The organism is Microlunatus flavus (genome assembly GCF_900110855.1).
In the GTDB taxonomy this organism is placed as follows: Bacteria; Actinomycetota; Actinomycetes; order Propionibacteriales; family Propionibacteriaceae; genus Microlunatus; species Microlunatus flavus.
Map to the genome: position 1 here is coordinate 187,291 of NZ_FOFA01000002.1, position 23,531 is coordinate 210,821.

Here is a 23,531-nt window from a genome sequence, read left to right on the forward strand (position 1 = left end):
CTGAGGATCTGCTGTGGGAAGGCTTTGAGTCCGCTGTCTTGCGGGAGCCGCCCGTGCGCCCCTTCGCCCGAGCGCCTGCTACGCCCGTGCGCCTACTTCGCGAACCGCCCGAGCTTCGAGGTGTCGCCCCGGGCGATCTGGGAGAACAGGTCGTCGGCCGCGGAGGCGTCCCACAGCACCGCGGAGCCGACCGGCGAGGCGAAGCCCGGGTCCGACACCGGAACGGTCAGCGTGAACCCGTCGCCGGCCGAGACCGTCCGCAGGGCGAGCCCGGCCCGTGCGGTGTCGACCACGGTGGTGTCGTCGCCGACCTTGATGGCCGACGCGGTGGCCGTGGAGAGCTGCCAATAACGGACGGGGTTCAGCTGCGTCGCCGGCGAGGCGGCCTTCGCGGCCACGGCGGAGAGCATGGCGCGTTGCCGCTCGACCCGGCCGAGGTCGCCGCGGGGGTCGGCCTTGCGCATCCGCACGTAGCCGAGCGCCGTCGTCCCGTCCAGGGTCTGGCAGCCCTTCTCGAGGTCGAGGTGGGAGTCGCGGTCCTTGATCGCGGACGGGATGCACATCCGGATCCCGTCGAGGGCGTCGATGACGCCGACGAACCCGCCGAACCCGACCTCGGCGTAGCCGTCGACCCGCAGCCCGGTGGCCTGCTCGACGGTCTGGACGAGGAGCTCCGGCCCGCCGATCGCGAAGGCGGCGTTGATCTTGTTCTTCCCGTGTCCGGGGATGGTGACGTAGGAGTCGCGCGGCAGCGAGACGAGCACGGGCTTCCCGGTCGGCGGGGCGTAGACCAGCATGATCGTGTCGGTGCGCTGGCCGCCGACGTCGCCGGTACCCAGCTTCTTCTGCTGGGCCTTGGACAAGCCCTCGCGGGAGTCCGACCCGACGAGCAGGAACGTCTCACCCGGCTGCTCACCGGGCCGCCGACCGCTGGGGGTGTCGTCCACGCGTCCGACCTGGCTCCACGCGTACGCGGGCACGCCCACCAGCCAGACGACGAGGAGCAGGACCAGCACGAGCAGGGTGCGCAGCGCCGTACGGACCGGTCGCCGACGTCGCGGTGGGCGCGAGCCCCCGTCCCCGCCCGGCCGCACGGGCCCGGCAGGCCCTTGCGGCGGGAAGCCCGGGTCGCGGCGCGGCACGCCCTCGCCGTACGCAGGGACCGGCGGGTAACCCGGAGGTGTCTGCGGGGGTGCCGACGGAGCCGGGGGAGCGCCCAGCGACGCGCGCGGCGTCTCGGGCGCGCGCTGCGGACCCCGGTCCTGCGGCGCGGGCATGACCCGCGTCGGCTCGGGCTCCGGCCGCTCGCGCTCGCGCCCGTAGAGCCAGTCGAGGTCGGCCTCGTGGCGGCTCGGCATGACGTCGAGGCTACCGGCGCGGGCGGCCCCGGGCATCAGACCGCGGGCCCTCCGCGCCCGGTCCACGTCGGCCCGGCGTGGCACACGGACCTGACCCGCGTCGCTGCCCATACTGGCGAACGGCCTGCAGCCCGCGGGCCCGTGCGAGCAGCCGGCAGAGAGGCCCCACCTGGTGTCCAGCACCCTGACGCCCGAGCGCGAGGCTGCGCACGACGACGGCGACGACGGCGGTCGCGCCGAGCGCGACCGGCTGATCGTGGAGTCGTTGCAGACCTCCCAGCGCCGCAGCGAGGGCGTCAAGCTCCGTCGCGGGCTGACGTTCCTGCTCATGACGCTCGTGCTGCCCGGCTCGGCGCAGGTCGCCGCCGGACACCGGCGCCTCGGCCGCTTCGCGCTGCGCGTCTGGGCGACGCTGTGGGTGCTGGCGCTCCTCACCGGGCTGTTCGTGCTGCTGTGGCACTCGGCCGCCATCACCGTGCTCACCGCCCCCCTCACGCTGCGGGTCGTGCAGGTCCTGCTCGTCGTCCTGGGCGTGGCCTGGGCGCTGCTGTTCCTCGACGCCTGGCGCCTCAGCAGCCCGCCCGAGATGGCGCGGCGCCACCGCCTCGGGTTCGCGCTCCTCAGCCTCGGGCTGGCCTTCGCCGTGGCCGCCGGCCTGGTCGCCTCGGCCAACGTCGTCTCGGCCCAGCGCGAGCTGGTCAGCTCCGTCTTCGCGGGCGGCGGCGACAAGGCCGCCAAGGCCGGCCGGATCAACATCCTGCTCATGGGCGGCGACGCCGGCCCCGACCGCACCGGTCTGCGGCCCGACAGCATGACCGTCGCGAGCGTCGACCAGGAGACCGGCCGCACGGTCCTGATCAGCCTGCCGCGCAACATGGAGAAGGCGCCGTTCCCCGCGTCGTCGCCGATGCACAAGAAGTTCCCCAAGGGCTTCGACTGCCCCAACGACGTCTGCATGCTCAACGCGGTCTACACGTACGCGATGAGCCACAAGGAGCTCTACCCCAAGGTCAAGAACCCGGGGGCGCAGGCGACGAAGGAGGCGATCGAGGGCGTCACCGGCCTGACGATCAACTACTGGTCGCTCATCGACCTCAAGGGCTTCGAGGACCTCGTCGACGCGCTCGGCGGCATCACCATGGACGTCTACCGCAAGGTGCCGATCGGCGGTGGGCCGACCCACCCGATCTACGGCTACGTCGAGGCGGGCAAGAACCGGCACCTCGACGGCAAGGAGGCGCTGTGGTTCGCCCGGTCGCGCTCCGACTCGAGCGACTGGGACCGCATCGTCCGTCAGAAGTGCGTGATGAACGCGATGCTCAACCAGCTCGACCCGGTGACGGTGCTGACGAAGTTCAACGGCATCGCCAGCGCGAGCAAGGAGATCGTCGCCACCGACATCCCCAGCTCGCAGGTCTCGACCATGCTCGACCTGGCGCAGAAGGCGAAGACCAAGCCGGTCGGCAGCCTCGCCATCGTCCCGCCGCTGCTCAAGAAGCCGGCCGACCCGGACTTCGGAAAGATCCGGGCGGCCATCGCCGACCAGATCGCCAAGTCCGAGGCCATGGACGCGCCGAAGCCGTCGGCCAGCGCGGCGCCCTCGGGCAACGCCTCGGCGAGCAGCAAGCCGAAGACGTCCTCGAACGGCTCGGGCTCGTCCGACCCGGCCAAGAAGGGCGTCGACACCAGCAACCTGTCGAAGGTCTGCTCCGCCTGAGCTGTTCCGGGCCGGTTCGCGTGACCCGGCCGGTGGCGGCGCCGGGGGAGCGGCAGGGGAAGCAGCACAGGTGCGTACGACAGGATGATCGCGTGAGCGTGTGGCCGGGCGTCAGCGTCGTGATGCCCGTCCTCAACGAGGAGCGGCACCTCGCGGCGGCCGTCGACGGCGTCCTCGCCCAGGAGTACCCGGGCGAGCTCGAGGTCGTGCTGGCGGTCGGCCCGAGCCGGGACCGCACCCGCGCCATCGCCGACGCGATCGCGGCCGAGGACCCGCGGGTCCGGGTCGTCGACAACCCGGCCGCCCGGACGCCCCACGCCCTGAACGTGGCCATCGCGGCCGCGACGCACGACGTGATCGTGCGGGTGGACGGGCACGGCATGCTCGCCGACGGCTACGTCCGCCGTGCCGTCGAGCTGTTGCAGGAGACCGGCGCCGCGAACGTCGGCGGCGTGATGGACGCGCAGGGGTCCACGCCGTTCGAGGAGGCCGTCGCGGCGGCGTACACGACCAAGCTCGGTCTCGGGGGCAGCGCCTTCCACCTCGCCGAGTCGGCGGCGGGGCCGGCCGAGACGGTCTTCCTCGGGGTGTTCCGGCGCGAGGCGCTGGAGGCCGTGGGCGGGTTCGACGAGACGCTGCACCGGGCGCAGGACTGGGAGCTGAACCACCGCCTCCTGGCCAGCGGCCGGCTGATCTGGTTCTCCCCCGAGCTGCGCGTGACCTACCGGCCCCGCAGCACGGTGCGGGCACTGGCCAAGCAGATGTACGACACCGGCAAGTGGCGCCGCGAGGTCATCCGCCGCTACCCCGACACCGCCAACGTCCGCTACCTCGCCCCGCCCGTCGCCACCCTGGCGATCGCGGTCGGCGTGGCCGCCGGGGTGCTCGGCAGCCTCACCGGCTCCCGCCTCCTGCGGCTGGGCTGGGCCGCGCCGCTGGGTTACGCGGGCGTCGTGGTCGGCGGCTCGGTCGTCACGTCGCGCTCGATGTCGGAGGCCGCCCGTCTCCGGCTGCCCCTGGTCCTCGCCGTCACCCACCTCTCGTGGGGGTCGGGCTTCCTCGTCGGCCTGCGCCGCCGCCGCTGAGGGCGCAAGGGCTCAGGGCACCAGCACGATCCGCCCGAACACCGAGCCCGCGTCCATCCGGCGGTGCGCCTCCGCCGCCGCCTCCAGCTGCAGCACGTCCTGCACCACGGCGTGGAGCTCGCCGCGCACGGCCGCCTGCAGGGCCTCGGCCCGGGCCGCGTGCAGCGCCGCCCGCGGCACGGTGTCCAGGCTGAACGTCGAGAACGAGCGCGACCGCTGGAACGCGGCGAGCAGCCGGGTGCCGAAGTCGGCCGGCGGCATCCCGGCCACCACGCCGACGAGGACGTGGCGCCCGTTCGGCGCGAGCCGGTCGAGGAACGCGGGGAGGTCGGGGCCGCCGACGACGTCGACCACGACGTCGTACGCCGCGGGCCCGTCACCCTCCCCCCGCCGGTCGAGCACGTGCGTGGCGCCGAGCTCGCGCAGCCGGTCGCCCCGCTCGGCGGAGGAGGTGGTGACCGCCACCGCCGCCGCGCCGGCCCTCGCGGCGAGCTCGACGGCGGCGATGCCGAGGCTGCCCGCGGCGCCGCGGACGAGGACGGACTCGCCCGGCGCGAGGTGGCCGTGCGCCAGGGCGAAGCGCGCCACGGGGACGGCACTGCCGAGCGTGACGGCCTCGACCGCGCCGAGCCCGTCGGGGAGCACGACCGCGTCCTCGACGGCGGCCAGGGCGAGCTCGAGGTAGCCACCCGCGTCGCCGGTGAAGGCCCAGACCCGCCGCCCGATCCAGGCGCGGTCCACGCCGGGCCCGACCTCGCGCACCGTGCCGGCCACCTCGCGCCCGGGGACGAAGCCGGGCGCAAAGCCGCCGCCGCCGATGGTCCGGCGCCGGATCACGGCGTCCACCCCGGCGACGCCGATCGCCTCGACGTGGACCAGCAGCTGCCCCTCCTGCGGCTCGGGCTCGGGCACCTCGACGACCTCCATGCCGCTCGGGTCACCGAACCGCTGCACCTGCACCGCCCGCACCGTCGTCTCCGTCCTGCCGTCCCCGGCGTCCCTGTCGTGCCTGCCGCTCGCACGGCTACGCTGCGACGCTAACGGACGCCCGCGTCCGTTTCGACGAACCGAGAGCGAGCGGCAGGCCGATGCCTCAGATGACCCAGGTGCTGCGGGCGGACGCCCGCGACAACCGGGACCGCGTGCTGGCGGCGGCGCGCTCGCTGTTCGCCGAGCGCGGTCTCGACGTCACGATGCGCCAGGTCGCCCGCGCCGCGGCGGTGGGACCGGCCACCCTCTACCGCCGGTTCCCGACCAAGCAGGACCTCGTGGACGCCGCCTTCGCCGACGAGGTGCGGGCCTGCCGCGCCATCGTGGAGCAGGGGTGCGCCGACCCGGACCCCTGGCGCGGCTTCTGCTCCGTCGTCGAGCGCGTCAGCGTGCTCAACGTCCGCAACCAGGGCTTCGTCGACGCGTTCGCCTCCGCGCACCCGGACGTCGGGCCGTTCACCGCGCACCGGGCGGCGGCGGTCCGCCTCCTGGCCGGGCTGGCCGACCGCGCCAAGGCGGCGGGCCGGCTGCGCGCCGACTTCGTCGTCGACGACCTCGTGCTGGTGCTGCTCGCCAACCGGGGCCTGGCCTCCGCGCCGCCCGACGTGCGCGAGGCCGCGGCGCGACGGTTCGCGGCGCTGGCGCTGGACGGGTTCAGCGCCCCCGGCGTGAGCCCGCTGCCCCGGGCCCCGCGGCTCGTCGGGCGCGACGCTCGTACACCCACAGGACTGGGCCCAGGACCGCGAACGTGATCAGGAAGGCGACGATGCCGACGTAGACGCTGTCGGTGCGCCACACGACGAAGGCCCCGACGGAGGCGCAGACCAGCGACAGCAACCAGAGGCGGCCCTGCTGGGCCAGCTCGCGTCGTCGTCCGGGGTCGAGCTCCATGCGGCTCCTCGTCGGCCTCGTCCCCGGCACGCGCCGGGAGCACCGATCGTACGAGGCGGCCGGCGAGCCCCGCCCGTCCGCGGCGGGGGGTGTGGACGCGCTGGGGCCCGCACTGGTACTTTGTCCTGACAAAGTTTCGGGAGGAGCTCGCCGTGCCGCTGGTCAGGATCGACGTGGTGGAGGGCCGCGACCCCGTCGCGCTGCGCCGGCTCGCCGACGTGGTGCAGGAGGTCCTCGAGGAGGTCTTCGCCGCCCCGCCACGCGACCGCTACCAGGTGATCGACGAGCACCCGGCGCGCAACGTGATCCTCCAGGACACGGGCCTCGGCTTCGAGCGCACCGACGACCGGGTGCTCGTGCAGGTCTTCCAGCAGGGCCGCACCGCGGAGCAGAAGAAGGCGCTGTACGCCCGGCTCGCGGACCGGCTCGAGGCCGACTGCGGCGTCGCGCCGACCGACCTCGTCGTCTCCGTGGCCGCGAACAGCCGGGAGGACTGGTCCTTCGGGCTCGGCCGCGCGCAGTTCCTGGAGGGTGACCTCTAGGCTCGGAAATGGCGCGCGCCATTTGTCAGGACAAACTGTTGACAGGGTCAGCCGGTCCCCGTAGCGTCTGGACCGACCGGCGGCCCGTCGGACACTCGAAGGAGAGCGATGACCAGCCAGCCAGCCGTGCCCGCTGAGCACCACGGGGAGGACGGCGCGCAGGACGGACAGGGCCGCGAGGGCCTCGAGGTGCTGACCTTCGGGCGGGCCGGGGTCGACGTCTACCCGCTGCAGGTCGGCGTGGGGCTGGAGGACGTCGAGACCTTCGGCAAGTACCTCGGCGGCACCTGCGCGAACGTCGCGGTCGCGGCCGCCCGGTTCGGCCACCGCACCGGGATCGTCACCGGCGTCGGCGACGACCCCTTCGGCCGCTTCGTGCGCCGCGCGTTCCGCGAGCTGGGCGTGACCGACGAGCACGTGGTCACCAACCACGAGTACGCGACCCCGGTCACCTTCTGCGAGATCTTCCCGCCGGACGACTTCCCGCTGTACTTCTACCGCAAGCCGACCGCGCCCGACCTGCAGGTCGCGCCCTCCGAGATCGACTTCGACGCCGTCCGCGGGACCCGGCTGATGTGGCTGTCGGTCACGGGCCTGAGCGAGGAGCCGAGCCGGGAGAGCCACTTCGCCGTCCTCGACGCGCGGGCGCCCCTCCGACAGGCCCAGGGCAGGTGGACGGTGCTCGACCTCGACTACCGGCCGATGTTCTGGGAGACGCCGGGCCACGCCACCGAGCAGATCCAGCGGGCGCTGCCGTCCGTGACCGTCGCGGTGGGCAACCGCGAGGAGTGCGAGGTCGCGGTGGGCGAGACCGAGCCGGAGCGCGCGGCCGACGCGCTGCTGGCCGCCGGCGTCGAGCTCGCGGTCGTCAAGCAGGGTCCCAAGGGCGTCCTGGCCAAGACGCGCTCGGGGGAGCGCGTCGAGGCGCCGCCGATCCCCGTCCGTCCCCTGAACGGGCTCGGCGCCGGGGACTCCTTCGGCGGCTCGCTGATCCACGGGCTGCTCGAGGGCTGGCCGCTGGAGAAAGTGCTGCGCTACGCCAACGCCGCGGGCGCCATCGTCGCCTCGCGCCTCGAGTGCTCGACGGCGATGCCGACGCAGGCGGAGATCGAGACGCTGCTCGCCGGCGGCGACCCGAACGAGCGCCTCGCCGACTCCCTGGCCGTCCACTTCGCCGGGGCCCAGCGGTGACCCTCGCCGTGGACGGACGCGGGGCCGGGGACGCGCCGGGCGGTCGCCGGGGCCGCTTCGTCTCCTCGGTGAGCGAGATCAACGAGGTCCGGGCCCGGGAGCCGCAGCGCATCGGCGAGCTGCTGGGCGCCCGCCGGCGCCGCGACCTCTTCGCCGCCGAGGGCCAGCTGATGATCGTCGCGTGCGACCACCCGGCCCGTGGTGCGCTCGGGGTGTCCGGGCGCCGCAACGCCATGGCCGACCGGGTCGAGCTGCTGGGCCGCCTCGCGACGGCGCTCGCCCGCCCCGGGGTCGACGGCCTGCTGGCCACGGCGGACATCGCCGAGGACCTGCTGCTCATGGGGGCGCTGGAGGACAAGCTGGTCTTCTCCTCCCTCAACCGCGGCGGCCTGCAGGGCTCCGCGTTCGAGATCGACGACCGCAACACGGGCTACGACGTCCGCGGCACCCTCGACGCCCGCTTCGACGGGCTCAAGATGCTCACCCGCATCGACCTCGACGACCCGGCCACGGTGGCCACGCTCGAGCGGCAGGGCCGGGTCGTCACCGAGTGCAACCGCGCCGGGCTGGTCGCCATGGTCGAGCCCTTCATGTCGCGCCGCGCCGGGGGCAAGGTCGTCAACGACCTCAGCCCGGACGCCGTGATCAAGTCCGTGGCGATCGCCTCGGGCCTGGGCTCCTCGAGCGCCTACACCTGGATGAAGCTGCCCGTCGTCGATGAGATGGAGCGCGTGATGAACGCGACCACGCTCCCGACGCTCCTGCTCGGCGGCGACCCGGAGGGCTCGCCCGACGAGACGTACGCCTCGTGGTCCGCGGCGCTCGCCCTGCCGTCGGTGCGGGGGCTCGTCGTCGGGCGCACGATGCTCTACCCGGCCGACGACGACGTCGCCAAGGCCGTCGACACCGCCGTGGGGCTGCTGCGATGAGGCTCCCGCAGCACGAGCTGCGTGTGAACGACGGTCGGCGCTACCTCCTGCCGGCGGGCACGGCGAGCGCCGGCGCGTACGAGCTCGAGGTCACGCCGGAGTCGGCGGGCTGGGGCTACTCCGGTCTCCGGGTCGTGGCCCTGGCCGCGGCCGAGGAGCACCGCTTCGACACCGGCGTGGACGAGGTCGTCGTCGTGCCGCTGAGCGGCGGGCTCACGGTGGAGGCCGACGGCAGCCACGTGGAGCTCGACGGCCGGCGCGACGTGTTCGCCGGACCGACGGACTTCGCCTACCTCCCGCCGGGGACCGCGGCGACGCTGCACAGCGAGCGGGGCGGTCGCTTCGCGCTCTGCTCGGCGCGGACCGAACGCCGGCTGCCGGTGCGCCGGGTCGCGGCGGCGGACGTGGCCGTCGAGCTGCGCGGGGCCGGCCGGTCGAGCCGCCAGGTGCGCAACTTCGGCACCCCGGACCACCTCGACGCGGGCGCGATCATCGCCTGCGAGGTCATCACGCCGGACGGCAACTGGTCCTCCTACCCCGCGCACAAGCACGACGAGGCGGGCGAGCACGAGAGCGAGCTCGAGGAGATCTACTACTTCGAGATCGCCGCGGGCCCGCAGGGCCAGCCCGGCCTCGGCTTCTTCCGCACGTCGTCCTCGCCCGGCCACGCCATCGAGATCACCGAGGAGGTGCACGACCGCGACGTCGTGCTCGTCCCCTTCGGGTGGCACGGCCCGGCGGTGGCGGCCCCGGGCCACGCGATGTACTACCTGAACGTGATGGCCGGCCCGCCGCACCCGGGCTCCTCGGGCGGCCGGGCCTGGCTGATCAGCGACCACCCCGACCAGACCTGGGTCCGCGCCACGTGGGCCGACCAGGAGGTCGACCCGAGACTGACGAAGGAGACTCCCTGATGGGGGACACGGTGCGCATGACCGTCGCGCAGGCCACGATCAACTTCCTCGGGGCCCAGTACAGCGAGTCCGACGGCGTCGAGCAGAAGCTCTTCGCCGGCTGCCTCGGCATCTTCGGCCACGGCAACGTCGCCGGGATCGGGCAGGCGCTGCTGCAGGCCGAGCTGGAGCAGCCGGACCTGCTGCCGTACGTCCTCGGGCGCAACGAGCAGGCCATGGTGCACACCGCCGTCGCGTACGCGCGCATGCGTGAGCGCCGCCAGACCTGGGTCGTGTCGACCAGCGTCGGCCCGGGCGCGACGAACATGCTCACCGGCGCGGCGCTCGCGACGATCAACCGGCTGCCCGTGCTGCTGCTGCCGGCGGACACCTTCGCCGACCGCTCGGCCTCGCCGCTGCTGCAGGAGCTCGAGCAGCCGTACGCGGGTGACGTCACGGTCAACGACGCCTTCCGCCCGGTCTCGGTCTACTTCGACCGCGTGTGGCGCCCCGAGCAGCTGCCGGCCGCGCTGCTGAGCGCCATGCGGGTGCTCACGGACCCGGCGGCGACCGGGGCGGTGACGGTCTGCTTCCCGCAGGACGTGCAGGCTGCCGCCCACGACTGGCCGGTCGAGCTCTTCGCGAAGCGCGTGTGGCACATCGCCCGCCCGCTCCCCGAGCGCGCCGTCCTCGAGCAGGCGGCCGCGCTGATCAAGGCCGCGAAGCGCCCGCTGGTGGTCGCCGGCGGCGGCGTGCACTACTCCGGCGCGAGCGAGGCGCTCGCCGCCTTCTGCGACGCCACGGGCATCCCCGTCGGGCAGTCGCAGGCGGGCAAGGGCACGCTCGTCTTCGACCACCCGCAGTGCCTGGGCGCGATCGGTTCCACCGGCACCACGGCGTCCAACGCCGTCGCCGCCGAGGCCGACCTGGTGATCGGCATCGGCACCCGCTACTCCGACTTCACGACGGCGAGCCGCACGGCCTTCGCCGATCCGGGCGTCGGCTTCGTCAACATCAACGTCGCCGGCCTCGACGCGGTCAAGCACGCCGGGCTGTCGGTCGTCGCCGACGCTCGCGAGGCGCTCGAGGGGCTCACGGCGCTGCTCGACGGCCACCGCGTCGACCAGGCGTACGTCGAGCGCTACACCGCGCTCGACGCCGAGTGGGAGCGCACCGTCGAGACCGTCTACGCCGAGACCGAGACGCCCGAGGGCCTGCTCACCCAGAACGCGGTGATCGGCACGGTCAACGAGGTCTCCGACCCCCGCGACGTCGTCGTCTGCGCCGCCGGCTCGATGCCCGGCGACCTGCACAAGCTGTGGCGCACGCGGGACCCGAAGGGCTACCACGTCGAGTACGGCTACTCCTGCATGGGCTACGAGGTCGCCGGCGGCCTGGGCGTGGCGATGGCCTGCCCGGACCGTGACGTCTTCGTGATGGTGGGCGACGGCTCGTACCTGATGATGGCGACCGAGCTCGCGACGGCCGTGCAGGAGCACGTGAAGATCATCACGGTGCTCGTCGAGAACCACGGCTACGCCTCGATCGGCGCGCTGTCGGAGTCGCTCGGCTCGCAGCGTTTCGGCACCCGCTACCGCGAGCGCAGCGGCAGCGGCCGCCTCGACGGCGACTTCCTGCCCGTCGACCTCGCCGCCAACGCGGCGAGCTTCGGCCTCGAGGTCATCCGGGCGACGACCAAGGCCGAGCTGGCCGACGCGATCAAGGTCGCCAAGGCCGGCAGCGACCCCGTCGTGATCTACGTCGAGACCGACCCCTTCGTCGACGCCCCCAGCTCGGAGTCGTGGTGGGACGTCCCGGTCAGCGCGACCTCGACGCTCGCCTCGACCCAGCAGGCCCGCACGACCTACGAGGAGCACAAGGCCCGCCAGCGGCTGTTCCTCACCCCGCCCAGCACCTCCTGAACCACCCGACGGCCCTTCGACAGGCTCAGGGAACGTCCCCGCACCTCCACCGCAGAAGGAGCACCACCGCCGTGCCTGGCAAGCTCACCATCGGAACCGCCCCCGACTCCTGGGGCGTCTGGTTCCCCAGCGACCCCGAGCAGGTCTCGGCCGACGTCTTCCTCCGCGAGGTGGTGGAGGCGGGCTACGAGGCCATCGAGCTCGGCCCGTACGGCTACCTCCCGAAGGACCCGCGGGAGCTGTCCGACGCGCTGGAGGCGCACGGCCTGACGGTGCTGGCCGGCACCGTCTTCTCGGGGCTGCACCGCCCGGACTCGTGGGACGCGGTCTGGAAGCAGGTGACCGACGTCGCGGCGCTGACGAAGGCGGTCGGCGGCGAGCACATCGTCGTCATCCCCGCGATGTACCGCGACGAGAAGACCGGCGCCGACCTCGAGCCGTCCACGCTGACCGACGAGCAGTGGACGCTGCTCACCAGCCAGACCGACGAGCTGGGCCGCCGGATCCTCGAGGAGTACGGCCTCAAGGTGCAGTTCCACAGCCACGCGGAGAGCCACGTCGGCTACCAGCCCGAGATCGAGCGGTTCCTCGAGGCCACCAACCCCGACTACGTGAACCTCTGCCTCGACACCGGCCACGTCGCCTACTACGGCGGCGACCCCGTCGAGCTGATCACCAAGTACCCCGAGCGCATCGGCTACGTCCACCTCAAGCAGGTCAGCCCCGAGGTCATGGAGCAGGTCCGCGACAAGAACATCGTCTGGCCCGAGGCCGTGCGCATGGGCGCGATGACCGAGCCGCCGCTGGGCGTGCCGGACATGCCGCCCGTGCTCGACGCGCTGGCCGCGCTGGACCGGCCGATCATGGGCATCGTGGAGCACGACCTCTACCCGTGCCCGCCCGACCTGCCGCTGCCGATCGCCAAGCGGACCCGCACCTACCTGCAGTCGTGCAGCAACGCCGACATCGACCTGGGCAGCCGGATCATCGAGGTGAACGATGCCTGACGCGCTGCGTGAGCAGCCGAGCGGCGACCTGCGGGTCGCCGTCCTCGGCGTCGGGATGATGGGCGCGTTCCACGCCGACGCGCTCGCCACCCGCACCAAGGGCGCACGCGTCGTGGTGGTCAACGACTTCGCGCCCGACAAGGCGGCCGAGGTCGCCGCCCGCGTCGGGGCCCGGGTCGTCGACGACCCGATCGCGGCGATCGACGACCCCGAGGTCGACGCGGTGCTGATCGCGACGCCGGGCAGGGCGCACGCCGAGCAGGTCCAGGCCTGCCTCGACGCCGGCAAGCCCGTGCTCTGCGAGAAGCCCCTCACCACCGACGAGGCGTCGTCGTACGCGCTGGTCGAGGCGGAGGCGCGCCTCGGCCGACCGCTGGTCCAGCTCGGCTTCATGCGGCGCTTCGACGCCGAGTACGCCGCGCTCAAGCAGCTGATCACCTCCGGCGGGCTCGGCAACCCGCTGCTCGTGCACTGCACGCACCGCAACCCGACCGTGCCGGACTTCTTCACTGAAGAGTTCATGATCAGGGACTCGGTCGTCCACGAGGTCGACGTCGCGCGGTTCCTGCTCGACGAGGAGATCACCGCGGTGCAGGTGCTGCGCGGGGTCGCGACGTCGGCGGCGCCCGAAGGCACGTCGGACCCGATGATCGTGGTCTTCGAGACCGCCTCGGGTCGGCTGGTGACGGACGAGATCTACGTCCGCAGCGGGGTCGCGTACGAGGTCCGCACCGAGGTCGTCGGCGAGTCCGGCAGCGCCATGATCGGCCTCGACCAGAACCTCGTGCGGACCAGCACGGACGGCCGCTGGGGCGGGACGATCACGCCCGGCTTCGTCGAACGGTTCGGGCAGGCCTACGACACCGAGCTGCAGCGCTGGGTCGCCGCCGCCCGGCGGGGGACCATCGACGGCCCCGGTGTCTGGGACGGCTACGCGGCGGTCGCGGTCTGCGAGGCCGGGGTCCAGGCCGTGCGGACGGGTGAGAAGGTCCCGGTGGTCCTCAAGCCGCGGCCGCGCCCTTCGACGAGCTCGGACGGCGGTTCAGGGAACGACCACGAGCCCGGGATCACCGAGCCCGACCTGATCGCGAGCCGGCCGTGAAGCTGGCCCTCGACGCGCAGATGTTCTTCGGCGAGGCGAGCGTCCACGAGCTCCCGGACCTCGCGGCGTCGCTGGGCTACTCCTGGATCGAGCTGTCGCCCAAGGACGACTTCATCCCGTTCTTCCGCCACCCGCGCATCGACGACGCGGGCGTGCGGAAGCTCAAGAAGACCGCCGCCGACGCCGGGGTCGGGTTCGCCTCGATCATCCCGCTGCACCGCTGGGCCGGGCCCGACGAGGACCAGCGCCAGGCCGCCGTGCGGTCGTGGAAGCGGGCCATCCAGATCGCGGTCGACCTCGAGGTCGACGTCCTCAACTCCGAGTTCAACGGCCGTCCGGAGGACCCGGAGACCGCGGAGGCGATGTTCCTGCGGTCGATGGACGAGCTCCTGCCGATCCTGGAGCGCGAGGGCGTGCAGCTGGTCCTCGAGCCGCACCCGGACGACTTCATCGAGGACGGCCTCGACGCGGTCGGGATGGTCCGCGGGCTGAACCGGGACTGGCTCGGCTTCCTCTACTGCACCCCGCACGCCTTCCACCAGCGCCACAGCGCCACCTCGATCATCGAGGCCGCGGGTGAGAAGGTGCGCTACGTGCACCTGGCCGACGCCTTCGACCACACGGCGTCGCACGGCCTGCGCTACATCACCAACCCGCCCGGCAACGCGGTCCGCGTCCACCAGCACATGGAGGTCGGGCGCGGGGAGGTCGACTACGACGAGGTGTTCGCCGCGCTGGCCGCGGTCGGCTTCGACGGCGTCGTCAGCAGCTGCGTCTTCGGCTTCGAGGAGGACGCCCGCGCGATCTCCGAGCGCCAGCGCGACGCCGCGGTCGATCTGGTCGAGAAGCACTTCGGCGCGGACACCGCCGCCACCCTCACCCGCACCTAGAACAATCACCTCATCCCGGGGTCCGACGACCCCACGAGACAGGCAAGGAACTGCGATGGCCACCACCCTCCACCACTGGCTGAACGGCGCCGCGTACGAAGGCACCGGCGGCCGGTTCAGCGACGTCACCAACCCGGCGACCGGTGAGGTCAGCGCCCAGCTGGCGCTCGCGTCCGAGGAGGACGTGAACCTCGTCGTCGAGGCCGCCTCGAAGGCCTTCCCGGCCTGGCGCGACACCTCGCTGGCGCGGCGTACGCAGATCCTCTTCGCCTTCCGCGAGCTGCTGAACGCCCGCACCGACGAGCTGGCCGCGATCATCACCAGCGAGCACGGCAAGGTCCTCTCCGACGCGCGTGGCGAGGTGGCCCGCGGCCAGGAGGTCGTGGAGTTCGCCTGCGGCATCCCGCACCTGATCAAGGGCATGTTCACCGAGAACGCCTCGACCCGCGTCGACGTGCACTCCGTGCGCCAGCCGCTGGGCGTGGTCGGGATCATCTCGCCCTTCAACTTCCCGGCCATGGTGCCCATGTGGTTCTTCCCGCTGGCCATCGCCGCGGGCAACACCGTCGTGCTCAAGCCGAGCGAGAAGGTTCCGACGGCGGCGCTGTTCATGGCGCAGCTGTGGAAGGAGGCCGGGCTGCCCGACGGCGTCTTCAACGTGCTGAACGGCGACAAGGTCGCGGTCGACGGCCTGCTGACCCACCCCGACGTGCAGTCGATCTCGTTCGTGGGCTCGACGCCGATCGCGCGCTACGTCTACGAGACGGGCACGCAGCACGGCAAGCGCGTGCAGGCCCTCGGCGGCGCCAAGAACCACATGCTCGTCCTGCCCGACGCCGACCTCGACCTCGCGGCCGACCAGGCCGTCAACGCCGGCTACGGCTCGGCGGGGGAGCGGTGCATGGCGATCTCGGCCGTGCTGGCGGTCGGCGACATCGGCGACACCCTGGTCGAGAAGATCAAGGAGCGCACCGTCAAGCTGCGCACCGGCGACGGGACCCGTGGCTGCGACATGGGCCCGCTGGTCACCTCCGCCGCGCAGGAGCGCGTGGCCGGCTACATCGACGCCGGCGAGGCCGCGGGCGCCACGGTCGTCGTCGACGGCCGCAACCCGCAGGTGGACGCGGAGGGCAGCGGCTTCTTCGTCGGCCCGACGCTGTTCGACCACGTGAAGACCGACATGAGCATCTACACCGACGAGATCTTCGGCCCGGTGCTCTCCGTCGTGCGCGTCGACTCCTTCGACGAGGGCGTGCAGCTGATCAACGACAACCCGTACGGCAACGGCACCGCGATCTTCACCAACGACGGCGGCGCCGCCCGGCAGTTCCAGAACGAGGTCAAGGTCGGCATGATCGGCATCAACGTGCCGGTGCCCGTGCCGATGGCGTACTACTCGTTCGGCGGGTGGAAGAACTCGCTGTTCGGCGACACCCACGCCCACGGCGTCGAGGGCGTGCACTTCTTCACCCGTGGCAAGGTCGTCACCAGCCGCTGGCTCGACCCGAGCCACGGCGGGATCAACCTGGGGTTCCCGCAGAACTCCTGATTCTGGTCCTCGCTCCGCTCGGACGCGGATCGGGCTCTGGTCCGACGTCTTCCTCCCTCGGTCGGAAGCCCGCGGCACCCGCTCATCTCGAGAGGGTGCCGCGGGGCTTCCTCCCTCGGTCGTCCAGACGTCGGCGCCCGATCCGGCGGTGGTCGGGCAACAGGTGGCCGAGCTGATCTGATGCGGGCGAGACGCTCCCTGAGCCTGTCGAAGGGCCCGGAACGGGTTGGCGTTCTCTCGACCGGGGGAACGCTCACCTCTTCGAGGCCCTTCGACGAGCTCAGGGAGCGTCCCCTACCTCCGCGGCGCTATGCGCGCGGCGGCGACGCCGCGCTGAACCCAGGTCGTGAGGACCTCGTCGTCCGCCAGCGCGTCGGGGGAGACCTCGACCCAGCTGCGCGAGGGGCGGCCGGCCATGCGCATCGGCTCGACGCCGTCGGCGGCGACCAGGGCGTCCTGGTCGGACGGGTCGACGCGGACGAGCAGACCGCCGTGCGAGCTCGCGCAGACGGCCAGGTGCCCGGCGACCATGAAGCCCAGCCCGCCGAACATCGGCTTCTCGTCGACGATGCCCAGGTCCTCGGCCTCGTCGGCCCCGTCGTGACGCTCGTCCCAGCCGCCCAGGACGGCGCGGAGGCGGTCGGCGAGCTCGCGGTCGTACGGCACGGCGCCAGTGTGGCCCGGGGCGGGCCCCGACGTCGTGGGCGGGGTCGGCTACGTTCGAGCTCTCAGCCGCAGACGCGAGGAGGACACGTGCCCGAGCCGTTCGACGAGGTCATGGAACCCGAGGAGGACCGCGGTCTGCACCACGACCGCCGCCAGCACGGCGGGATGCCGCTGCGTGAGGACGACGACGCGCTGGAACGCGCCGTCGAGGAGGACCGCGTCGCCGCGGGACTGAGCGACTACGCCGAGGCGGACGTGCCGCCGGCGACCGACCTGCCCCCGGAAGGCACGTCGGAGCGCGTCGTCAGCGCCCAGGAGGGCCTGCTCGGCGACACGAGCGTCGGCGACGACCGGAGCTGATCCTCCGACGCCGTCCTGCTTCAGGGCAGGACGGCGTCCACCCGCTCGTCGTCCACCATCCTGGCGAGCCGCGGGCCGTCGGCCGCGCCGCTGACCACCACCGATGAACCGCCGTCGCGCAGCGGGACGACGAGCGCCTCGCGCACCGTCGCCCACGGCTCCGACGCGGGCACGACCACGCGCCGGGCCACAGAGGGGCCGCCGTCGAGCAGGTCCTGCTGGCTCAGCGAACGTTCCCCGTCGTGCCAGGCGGGGGCATCGGGTGCGACCGGCGCGCCGACCCAGACGTCCGGCTGGCCGCGGACCTCGGTGGCGAAGTCCACGACCCCGGGCGGCGGGGACGCCAGGCCGAGGCCGAGCGGGTGCAGCGAGCAGGCGACCACCTCGACGTCGGCGCCGAGCCGGGACCGCAGGTCGCCCACGTCGGGACCCGTCACGACGACCTGCGCGTCGCCGGGTCGCCCGACGGTGGCCACCGCGCCGGTCTGCCAGCAGGCCAGGGCCCACACCAGGGCCATCCAGTGCCCCGGGTGCTCGACGGCGACCTGCAGCTCCACCGCGGCGCCCGGCTCGAGCAGCAGCTCGTCGGTCAGGAAGCCGCTGGTCTTCGCCACCCAGTTCGCCGTCGTGGTCGCCGACAGCTCCACCCGGGAACCGTCGGCGAGGTCGTAGCAGGTCACCAGCGGCGCCGGACCGTCCGTACGGACGCGGCGGGCGAGGAGCTCGGCGATCAGCGGCACGGGCGGAGCGTACCCAGCCGCCACGCCCCGCCCGGCGCCGTCGCGGTGCCGAGGTCGCGGGCACCGGTTCCCCTAGCCTTGCGCCCATGCGCTTCGTCCTGATCGTGGCCGGCGGCTCCGGCAAGCGGCTGTGGCCGCTGTCCCGCCAGGACATGCCCAAGCAGCTGCTCAAGGTCGTCGGCGGCAAGAGCCTGCTGCGGCTGGCGTACGAGCGCGTCCAGGGCCTCGTCCCCGACCAGAACATCCTGGTCTGCACCGGCCGCGACTACGCCTCGACCGTCGCCGACGACCTGCCGGAGGTCCCGGTCGCCAACATCCTCGGCGAGCCCGAGGGACGCGACTCGCTCAACGCCGTCGCCTGGCCCGCCGCCGTGCTCGCGGCCCGCGACCCGGAGGCGGTCATCGCGGTGGTCACCGCCGACCAGATCATGAGCCCGCTCGAGGCGTTCCAGGACGCCCTGCGCGAAGGGTTCGCGGTGGCGGAGGGTTCGCCGGACACCCTCGTGACGTTCGGCGTCGTGCCGACCGCGCCGCACACCGGCTACGGCTACCTGCAGCGGGGCGAGCCGCTGCCCGGGCACCCGGACGTGTGCGCGGTCCGCGCGTTCAAGGAGAAGCCTGACCGCGCCACGGCCGAGCACTACCTGGCCAGCGGCGAGTACTGGTGGAACTCGGGCATGTTCGTGTGGCGGGCGCAGACGCTGCTGCGCCAGCTGGAGCTGCTCCAGCCCGACACGTACGCCGGCGTCCGCCAGATCGCCGCCGACCCCGGACGGCTCGCCGAGATCTACCCCCGGCTGCTCAAGATCAGCGTCGACTACGCGGTCATGGAGCCCGTCTCGCAGGGGCAGGGGAGCGCGGACGTGGTCGCCGTCCGGCTGCCGATCACCTGGTACGACGTCGGCGGCTTCACCGCCCTCGCCGAGCACCTGCCGCGCGACGAGCGCGGCAACGCGACGCAGGGCGTCAGCGTCCTGGTCGACGCCCACGACAACCTCGTCATCAACCAGTCCGAGGACGGCCGCCTCGTCGCCGTCGTCGGCCTGTCCGGCATGGTCATCGTGCAGACGCCGCAGATCACCCTCGTCTGCCCCTCCAGCGAGGCCGAGCGCATCAAGGAGCTCGTGGCGACGGTGACCGACCAGCTCGGCACGTCCTACGCGTGAGGAGGGACTGAGCCGCAGCTCCCTGGACGTCGGGAAGCCGCGCCATGGCAGTTGCTCGGAATCGAGGACCTGACCTCAGCCGACCGCTGCGCCGACGCCTGGACGACCGGAGCGTGGCGTCGCCCTGACGCGTCAGCCGCAGGTCGAGCGGGGCTGGGGCGGCGTCACGCGGAGGGAGGAAGGCGTCGGATCAGAGCAGCGGGCGCGTCCGAGCGGAGCGAGGACAGAAGTCACGCCCCGTTGGGCTCGGGGCTGTTCGCGACCGGGTACTTGGCCATGAAGTCGGTGATGGCCGCCCCGCTGACCTTGGTGCAGGACTGGCGGACGCCCTTCTGCTGCGTCTGGTCGCTCGGGTTCTGCGGGTTGGCGGTCCAGCGGGCGAGGACGACGTCCTTGCCGTCGGGGAAGGCGCCGTCGGTCGAGGAGTAGGGCGCGGCGATGAACTTCTGCGACGGGTCGTAGGTCTCGCTGCCGAAGGTCCCGGCGGCCTGCCGGAGCGCGTTGACGTCCTCGGCGGGCGCGTCCGCGCGGTACCAGGCGATCGTGTACCCGTGCTCGAGGTTGTGCACGAGGGTCTCGAGCTGGGGGCGGTCGTCGGTCGAGTAGAAGTGCTTCGTGAACGCCGCCGGCGACGGGTAGTGCTTGCCGGAGTCCGGCGGGGACTGGTCGTAGGTGACCTTCGTGCCCTCGGCGACGTGCTCCTGGTTGCCGGTGGCCTGGTTCTCCTGCACGGGGTCGCACCCGGCGTCGGCCAGGGTCGCGCCGATGGCGCTCAGTCCGGCGGCCGTGACCTTCGAGTCCTTGGCCACGAGGTAGACGGGGTAGGCCAGCAGAGCCGCGGCGACCACGACGCAGATGCCCAGCAGCAGGATCGTGCGCCGGCGCTGCTCGGCCTTGCGGGCCTTCTCGAACGAGGCGAGCCGGTCGCGGCGGCTCCCGCCGTCCTTGCCGCCGCCCTTGCCGGACCCGCCGGTACGCGGCGGGGCGCCGCTACCGTCGTTGCGGCCGGCCGAGGGCTTCGGCATGGGTGCGTGGGTCATGGGGGCTCCTCGGGTCGCGGCGGGCGAGCGGGGGCTCGCGGGTCGGGCCAGGGGCCCAGCAGACGCTCGACCGGTCGTGCCGCCGTCGGACGGCCCGGTCGAAGCAGGATCTTAGTCGGCGAGGCTGTGCCCGAGAGCCGTCGCGGACCCGGCGCCCGCGCTCAGCCGTCGCTGCGGGCGAGACCGGCGTCCAGCACCCGCGTGAGCAGAGCGGCCGCCGCCGGGTCGAGGGCCGGCGCGCCGGGACCCGACAGCAGCGCCGCGGCGCGCTCGGCGCGCGGCAGGTCCAGCAGCTCGTCGTAGCGGTCCGAGCGGTCGACGGCCTCGAGGACGGCAGCGAGGACGGCTTCCTGGCTGCCGAACCCGAACATGTCCTGCGCCGGCGGACGGGTCAGGTCGTGGGCCGTGCCACCGTCGTCGCGGACGAGGTGCGCGAGGCCCCGGACGAGGGCCACGGGGCGCCCCGCCAGCTTGGTCTTGGCCAGGTCGGCCGCCGAGGCCAGCTCGTCGGCCAGCGCGACCGCCGTCACGTGCAGGTCGTTGCCGTACGGGTCGCGCCGGCCCGCGTAGTCCTCGACCACCCGCACCCCGGCGGAGCCGATGGCGACGTCGGTCTGGCCCACGCGCCAGGCGCGGCCGAGGGTGTCGGAGACCACGACGCCGACGTCGGCACCGGTGCGCTCGCGCAGCGCCTGCCGCAGCCGGGCCGCGCTCGCGTCAGGGTCGACGGGCAGCAGCAGCACGTGCCCCGGGTCGACGTTGGAGTTGTCGACCCCCGCGGCGGCGAGGACCAGCCCGTGGCGGTCCCGCACGATGCGGGTGGGTCCGCGCCGCGCGAGGGTGTGCACCGCGGCCTCGCGGATCGCGGCCTCGCGCCGGTCGGCGGGGACCGCACGACCCTCGCTCTTGCTGACCACCTTCGACGTCACGACCAGCACGTCGCCGTCGCGCAGGGGACCGGCCGGGTCCGCGGCGAGGGCGTCGAGCACCAGCGCCGCGAGGTCGTCGCCCGCCTGCACCTCGCCGATGCCGCCGAGGGCGAGCACAATCACCTCGGCCCGGCCGATCGGGGCGTCGCTCACGCAGCCACCTGCTCGACCGCCCGGCGCACGAACCCCGCCGTGGCCTCCGGGCTGCTCATCACGAGGTCGTCGACGAGCGGGCGCAGCCCCGCCTCCTCGACCGACGCGGCCGCGGCGGCGTCGCCCGCGTCCAGCACCCACGCGTCGAGGACGCCGTCGCCCGAGCGGGCGCCGTAGTGGCGCCCGACCGCCGCCGCGTCGACGGCGACGCCGATCGCCGGCAGCAGGCGGTGGGCCATGCCCAGCACGGGGGCGCCGTGCAGGATGCCGGAGAAGCCGACCACCGGCGCCGGGGTCGCCCGCACGGCGTCGTGGAGCCCGGGCACGGCGAGGATCGGGCCGATCGAGACCACCGGGTTGCTGGGCCCGACGAGCACGAGGTCGGCGGTGGCCAGAGCGTCCTCGACACCCGGGGCGGGGCGGGCGTCCTCGATGCCGACGCGCGTGACGGCGAGGGCCTCGGGCTCGGCGTGCAGCCGCACCCAGTACTCCTGGAAGTGCACCGAGCGCCGGCCCCCGGGGGCTCCGGGGTCGGGGATGTCGACGTGGGTCTCGACCCGGTCGTCGCTCATGGGCAGCAGCCGCAGCGCGGGGTCGTGCGCCCACCAGCGGGCGCAGAGGCGGGCCGTGACCTCCGACAGCGGGAGGCCGGCGGCGAGCAGCGAGGTGCGGAACAGGTGGGTGCCCAGGTCACGGTCGCCCAGCCCGAACCAGGTGGCGTCCGCGCCGTACGCGCGCAGCTCCTCGACCGCACGCCAGCTCTCGTCGAGCCGGCCCCAGCCGCGCTCGGCGTCGCCGCCGCCGCCGAGGGTGTACATGAGGGTGTCGAGGTCCGGGCAGATCCGCAGCCCGTGCAGCGTCACGTCGTCGGCCGTGTTGCCGACCACCGTGATCTGCGCCTCCGGGTAGGCCGAGCGCACCCCCGAGGTGAACCGTGATCCTCCGACACCACCCGCGAGCACCACGATCCGCACCCGGGCAGTGTTCCACCGCGGTGCGAGGCGACAGCCGTACGCTGCTGGGCGTGGACCGGCTGACGACCCTGCGGGCCCCGCTGGCCGTCGTCGCGCTGGCGGCGCTGACGCTGACCGCGCTGGCCCGGGTCCTGCTCGGGCTCTCGCAGCTCGTCGGCTCGGCCGGGTCGACCGCGGTCGGAGCCGCCCGGCTCGCGCCCAACGCGAGCGACGCCGCCCTGACCGTGCTGGCGGGCGTGCTCGTGGCCGCCTGCGCGCTCGGCCCCGCGGTCCCCGCGCTGCGCCGGCTCGCGACCTGGGGGGCGGTGCTCGCCGCGGTGTCGGTGGTCGCGACGGTCGCCGCCCTGGCCCTGACCGACCTCGAGGTCGCCGGCTGGAGCCTGGTCTGGCTGGTCCCCGACGTGGCCGTCCCGGTCGTCGTGGGGGTCGGGCTGCTCGCCCTCGCCCGCGCGCCCCGGAGCGCGCTCGACGCCGGTGCCGCCGCACCCGCCGCGCTCGAGGCGCCGCCGGCGTCGGAGACCGAGGCGCCGCCCGGCGCGGAGCCCGACCCCGAGCTCCAGCCGGCCTGGACGCCGGACGCCGCGGCCGGCGCGGTCTGGCGCACCGCGGGCGAGGCCGCCAGCGGCGCCCCGGCCGCGGGCTGGGGCTCGAGCCCGGCTTGGTCGACGGGGGAGGACGAGGCAGGCTGGTCCTTCCGTCGCCCCGGGACGCCCGCGGCGACACCCCTGGAGACGTCCCCGGAGACGCCGTCCGCCGGTCTCTCCGAGGACCGTCCGCACGACGGTCCCCCCGCCCGGACCTGAGACCGGGCTGGGCCGTCCGGCCCTTGTGCCGGCCAGGTCCCGAACGGGTCTGCTGCCCTCGCGTCCCGCGCTGCGGGCGACCCATCAGTATCTTTCGTCACAGTGGTAACAGGGGCCCGCCACGCCGTCCTGATGCATTCTTGCCGTCCTCACAGGTATTGACAGGCATGTAATTTCACGTATGTTGTTCCGCAAGCGATCGCCGGTCCGGAGGATCCCTCCGGTGCACAGGCAGCGGGCGGACCCCGTGGGCCGACGACGTGCCAGGCAGCCGGGTGACCCGCGAAGTCGCCCGCCCTGGTCCACACGCTCGGGGTCGAGGAGGCGGGGTCGTGAACGAGTTGCTGATGCTGGTGGAGGGCGAGGAGACCGACGAGGGTCTGCTCGGTTGGCAGGAGCGCGCCCTGTGCGCGCAGACCGATCCCGAGGCCTTCTTCCCGGAGAAGGGCGGGTCGACCCGCGAGGCCAAGAAGGTCTGCCTGTCCTGCGACGTGCGGGGGGAGTGCCTGGAGTACGCGCTCGCCAACGACGAGCGGTTCGGCATCTGGGGCGGCCTGAGCGAGCGCGAGCGGCGCAAGCTCAAGAAGCGCGCCGTCTGACCCCAGCCCGTCCGGGCGCCGCGCACGCGTCGGTC

At 73.6% G+C, this 23,531-nt stretch carries 23 protein-coding genes; 16 read left to right on the top strand and 7 right to left on the bottom strand.

The genetic code is table 11. The features are described 5' to 3' along the window. Window positions 1-92 precede the first annotated feature (92 nt). Complete coding sequence (locus tag BMY04_RS05300; RefSeq protein ID WP_091178521.1) at window positions 93-1,358, bottom strand: LCP family protein; 1,266 nt, start codon at window positions 1,356-1,358, stop codon at window positions 93-95. 172 nt (window positions 1,359-1,530) lie between these two features. On the opposite strand from BMY04_RS05300, the gene BMY04_RS05305 reads away from it, so the two are divergent. Beyond that, window positions 1,531-3,075, top strand: coding sequence for an LCP family protein (locus tag BMY04_RS05305; protein WP_232506122.1), 1,545 nt, complete (start codon window positions 1,531-1,533; stop codon window positions 3,073-3,075). Between the two features lie 122 nt (window positions 3,076-3,197). Continuing rightward, window positions 3,198-4,160, top strand: a complete 963-nt coding sequence (locus BMY04_RS05310; RefSeq protein WP_408630446.1) for a glycosyltransferase family 2 protein — start codon at window positions 3,198-3,200, stop codon at window positions 4,158-4,160. Between the two features lie 12 nt (window positions 4,161-4,172). Here BMY04_RS05310 and BMY04_RS05315 read toward each other — a convergent pair whose 3' ends face one another. Beyond that, entirely contained in the window at window positions 4,173-5,129 is a 957-nt protein-coding gene (locus BMY04_RS05315; RefSeq protein ID WP_091178110.1) for a zinc-binding dehydrogenase, read from the bottom strand. Between the two features lie 119 nt (window positions 5,130-5,248). On the opposite strand from BMY04_RS05315, the gene BMY04_RS05320 reads away from it, so the two are divergent. The 10 genes from BMY04_RS05320 to BMY04_RS05365 all read left to right on the top strand — a co-directional run bounded on the left by BMY04_RS05320 (window position 5,249) and on the right by BMY04_RS05365 (window position 16,066). Further along, the gene (locus BMY04_RS05320; RefSeq protein ID WP_232506123.1) at window positions 5,249-5,902 is read left to right on the top strand and encodes a TetR/AcrR family transcriptional regulator; all 654 of its coding nucleotides are present in this window, start codon (window positions 5,249-5,251) and stop codon (window positions 5,900-5,902) included. 291 nt (window positions 5,903-6,193) lie between these two features. Next, window positions 6,194-6,583, top strand: coding sequence for a tautomerase family protein (locus tag BMY04_RS05325; protein WP_091178112.1), 390 nt, complete (start codon window positions 6,194-6,196; stop codon window positions 6,581-6,583). Between the two features lie 108 nt (window positions 6,584-6,691). Next, window positions 6,692-7,774: a 5-dehydro-2-deoxygluconokinase gene (iolC, locus tag BMY04_RS05330; RefSeq protein WP_091178113.1), complete on the top strand. Its 1,083-nt coding sequence runs from the start codon at window positions 6,692-6,694 to the stop codon at window positions 7,772-7,774. Between the two features lie 68 nt (window positions 7,775-7,842). Next, complete coding sequence (locus BMY04_RS05335) at window positions 7,843-8,703, top strand: Cgl0159 family (beta/alpha)8-fold protein (RefSeq protein WP_198409990.1); 861 nt, start codon at window positions 7,843-7,845, stop codon at window positions 8,701-8,703. After that, window positions 8,700-9,617 (top strand): 5-deoxy-glucuronate isomerase, encoded by a 918-nt coding sequence (iolB, locus tag BMY04_RS05340; RefSeq protein WP_091178114.1) that lies wholly within the window; start codon window positions 8,700-8,702, stop codon window positions 9,615-9,617. Before BMY04_RS05335 ends, iolB begins: the two co-directional genes overlap by 4 nt. Further along, a complete protein-coding gene (iolD, locus tag BMY04_RS05345) occupies window positions 9,617-11,518 on the top strand; it encodes a 3D-(3,5/4)-trihydroxycyclohexane-1,2-dione acylhydrolase (decyclizing) (RefSeq protein ID WP_091178115.1) in 1,902 nt (633 codons plus the stop codon). The genes iolB and iolD overlap by 1 nt, the downstream gene beginning before the upstream one ends. Before the next feature lie 71 nt (window positions 11,519-11,589). Further along, entirely contained in the window at window positions 11,590-12,525 is a 936-nt protein-coding gene (locus BMY04_RS05350; protein ID WP_091178116.1) for a TIM barrel protein, read from the top strand. Beyond that, a complete protein-coding gene (locus BMY04_RS05355; RefSeq protein WP_091178117.1) occupies window positions 12,518-13,627 on the top strand; it encodes a Gfo/Idh/MocA family protein in 1,110 nt (369 codons plus the stop codon). The genes BMY04_RS05350 and BMY04_RS05355 overlap by 8 nt, the downstream gene beginning before the upstream one ends. Then, window positions 13,624-14,517, top strand: coding sequence for a sugar phosphate isomerase/epimerase family protein (locus BMY04_RS05360; protein WP_091178118.1), 894 nt, complete (start codon window positions 13,624-13,626; stop codon window positions 14,515-14,517). Before BMY04_RS05355 ends, BMY04_RS05360 begins: the two co-directional genes overlap by 4 nt. A 55-nt stretch (window positions 14,518-14,572) precedes the next feature. Next, window positions 14,573-16,066, top strand: a complete 1,494-nt coding sequence (locus tag BMY04_RS05365; RefSeq protein ID WP_091178119.1) for a CoA-acylating methylmalonate-semialdehyde dehydrogenase — start codon at window positions 14,573-14,575, stop codon at window positions 16,064-16,066. A 294-nt stretch (window positions 16,067-16,360) separates the two neighbouring features. Here the strand turns inward: BMY04_RS05365 and BMY04_RS05370 are convergent, their stop codons facing one another. Beyond that, entirely contained in the window at window positions 16,361-16,732 is a 372-nt protein-coding gene (locus BMY04_RS05370) for a TfoX/Sxy family protein (RefSeq protein ID WP_091178120.1), read from the bottom strand. An 87-nt stretch (window positions 16,733-16,819) separates the two neighbouring features. Here BMY04_RS05370 and BMY04_RS05375 point away from each other — a divergent pair, with 87 nt between their 5' ends. Beyond that, complete coding sequence (locus BMY04_RS05375) at window positions 16,820-17,092, top strand: hypothetical protein (protein WP_198409956.1); 273 nt, start codon at window positions 16,820-16,822, stop codon at window positions 17,090-17,092. Between the two features lie 20 nt (window positions 17,093-17,112). Here the strand turns inward: BMY04_RS05375 and BMY04_RS05380 are convergent, their stop codons facing one another. Then, window positions 17,113-17,832 (bottom strand): TIGR03089 family protein, encoded by a 720-nt coding sequence (locus BMY04_RS05380; RefSeq protein ID WP_170854007.1) that lies wholly within the window; start codon window positions 17,830-17,832, stop codon window positions 17,113-17,115. Window positions 17,833-17,918: 86 nt separating this feature from the next. On the opposite strand from BMY04_RS05380, the gene BMY04_RS05385 reads away from it, so the two are divergent. Beyond that, window positions 17,919-18,998, top strand: coding sequence for a mannose-1-phosphate guanylyltransferase (locus tag BMY04_RS05385; RefSeq protein WP_091178122.1), 1,080 nt, complete (start codon window positions 17,919-17,921; stop codon window positions 18,996-18,998). A gap of 230 nt (window positions 18,999-19,228) precedes the next feature. Here the strand turns inward: BMY04_RS05385 and BMY04_RS05390 are convergent, their stop codons facing one another. The 3 genes from BMY04_RS05390 to cofD all read right to left on the bottom strand — a co-directional run bounded on the left by BMY04_RS05390 (window position 19,229) and on the right by cofD (window position 22,094). Then, window positions 19,229-20,038, bottom strand: a complete 810-nt coding sequence (locus BMY04_RS05390) for a thioredoxin-like domain-containing protein (RefSeq protein ID WP_091178123.1) — start codon at window positions 20,036-20,038, stop codon at window positions 19,229-19,231. 161 nt (window positions 20,039-20,199) lie between these two features. Next, the gene (locus tag BMY04_RS05395; protein ID WP_170854008.1) at window positions 20,200-21,120 is read right to left on the bottom strand and encodes a coenzyme F420-0:L-glutamate ligase; all 921 of its coding nucleotides are present in this window, start codon (window positions 21,118-21,120) and stop codon (window positions 20,200-20,202) included. Then, window positions 21,117-22,094, bottom strand: a complete 978-nt coding sequence (gene cofD, locus BMY04_RS05400; RefSeq protein WP_091178124.1) for a 2-phospho-L-lactate transferase — start codon at window positions 22,092-22,094, stop codon at window positions 21,117-21,119. The genes BMY04_RS05395 and cofD overlap by 4 nt, the downstream gene beginning before the upstream one ends. 50 nt (window positions 22,095-22,144) lie before the next feature. On the opposite strand from cofD, the gene BMY04_RS05405 reads away from it, so the two are divergent. After that, complete coding sequence (locus BMY04_RS05405; RefSeq protein WP_139209758.1) at window positions 22,145-22,897, top strand: hypothetical protein; 753 nt, start codon at window positions 22,145-22,147, stop codon at window positions 22,895-22,897. Window positions 22,898-23,229: 332 nt separating this feature from the next. Continuing rightward, window positions 23,230-23,496 (top strand): WhiB family transcriptional regulator, encoded by a 267-nt coding sequence (locus BMY04_RS05410; protein WP_091178126.1) that lies wholly within the window; start codon window positions 23,230-23,232, stop codon window positions 23,494-23,496. Window positions 23,497-23,531 lie beyond the last annotated feature (35 nt).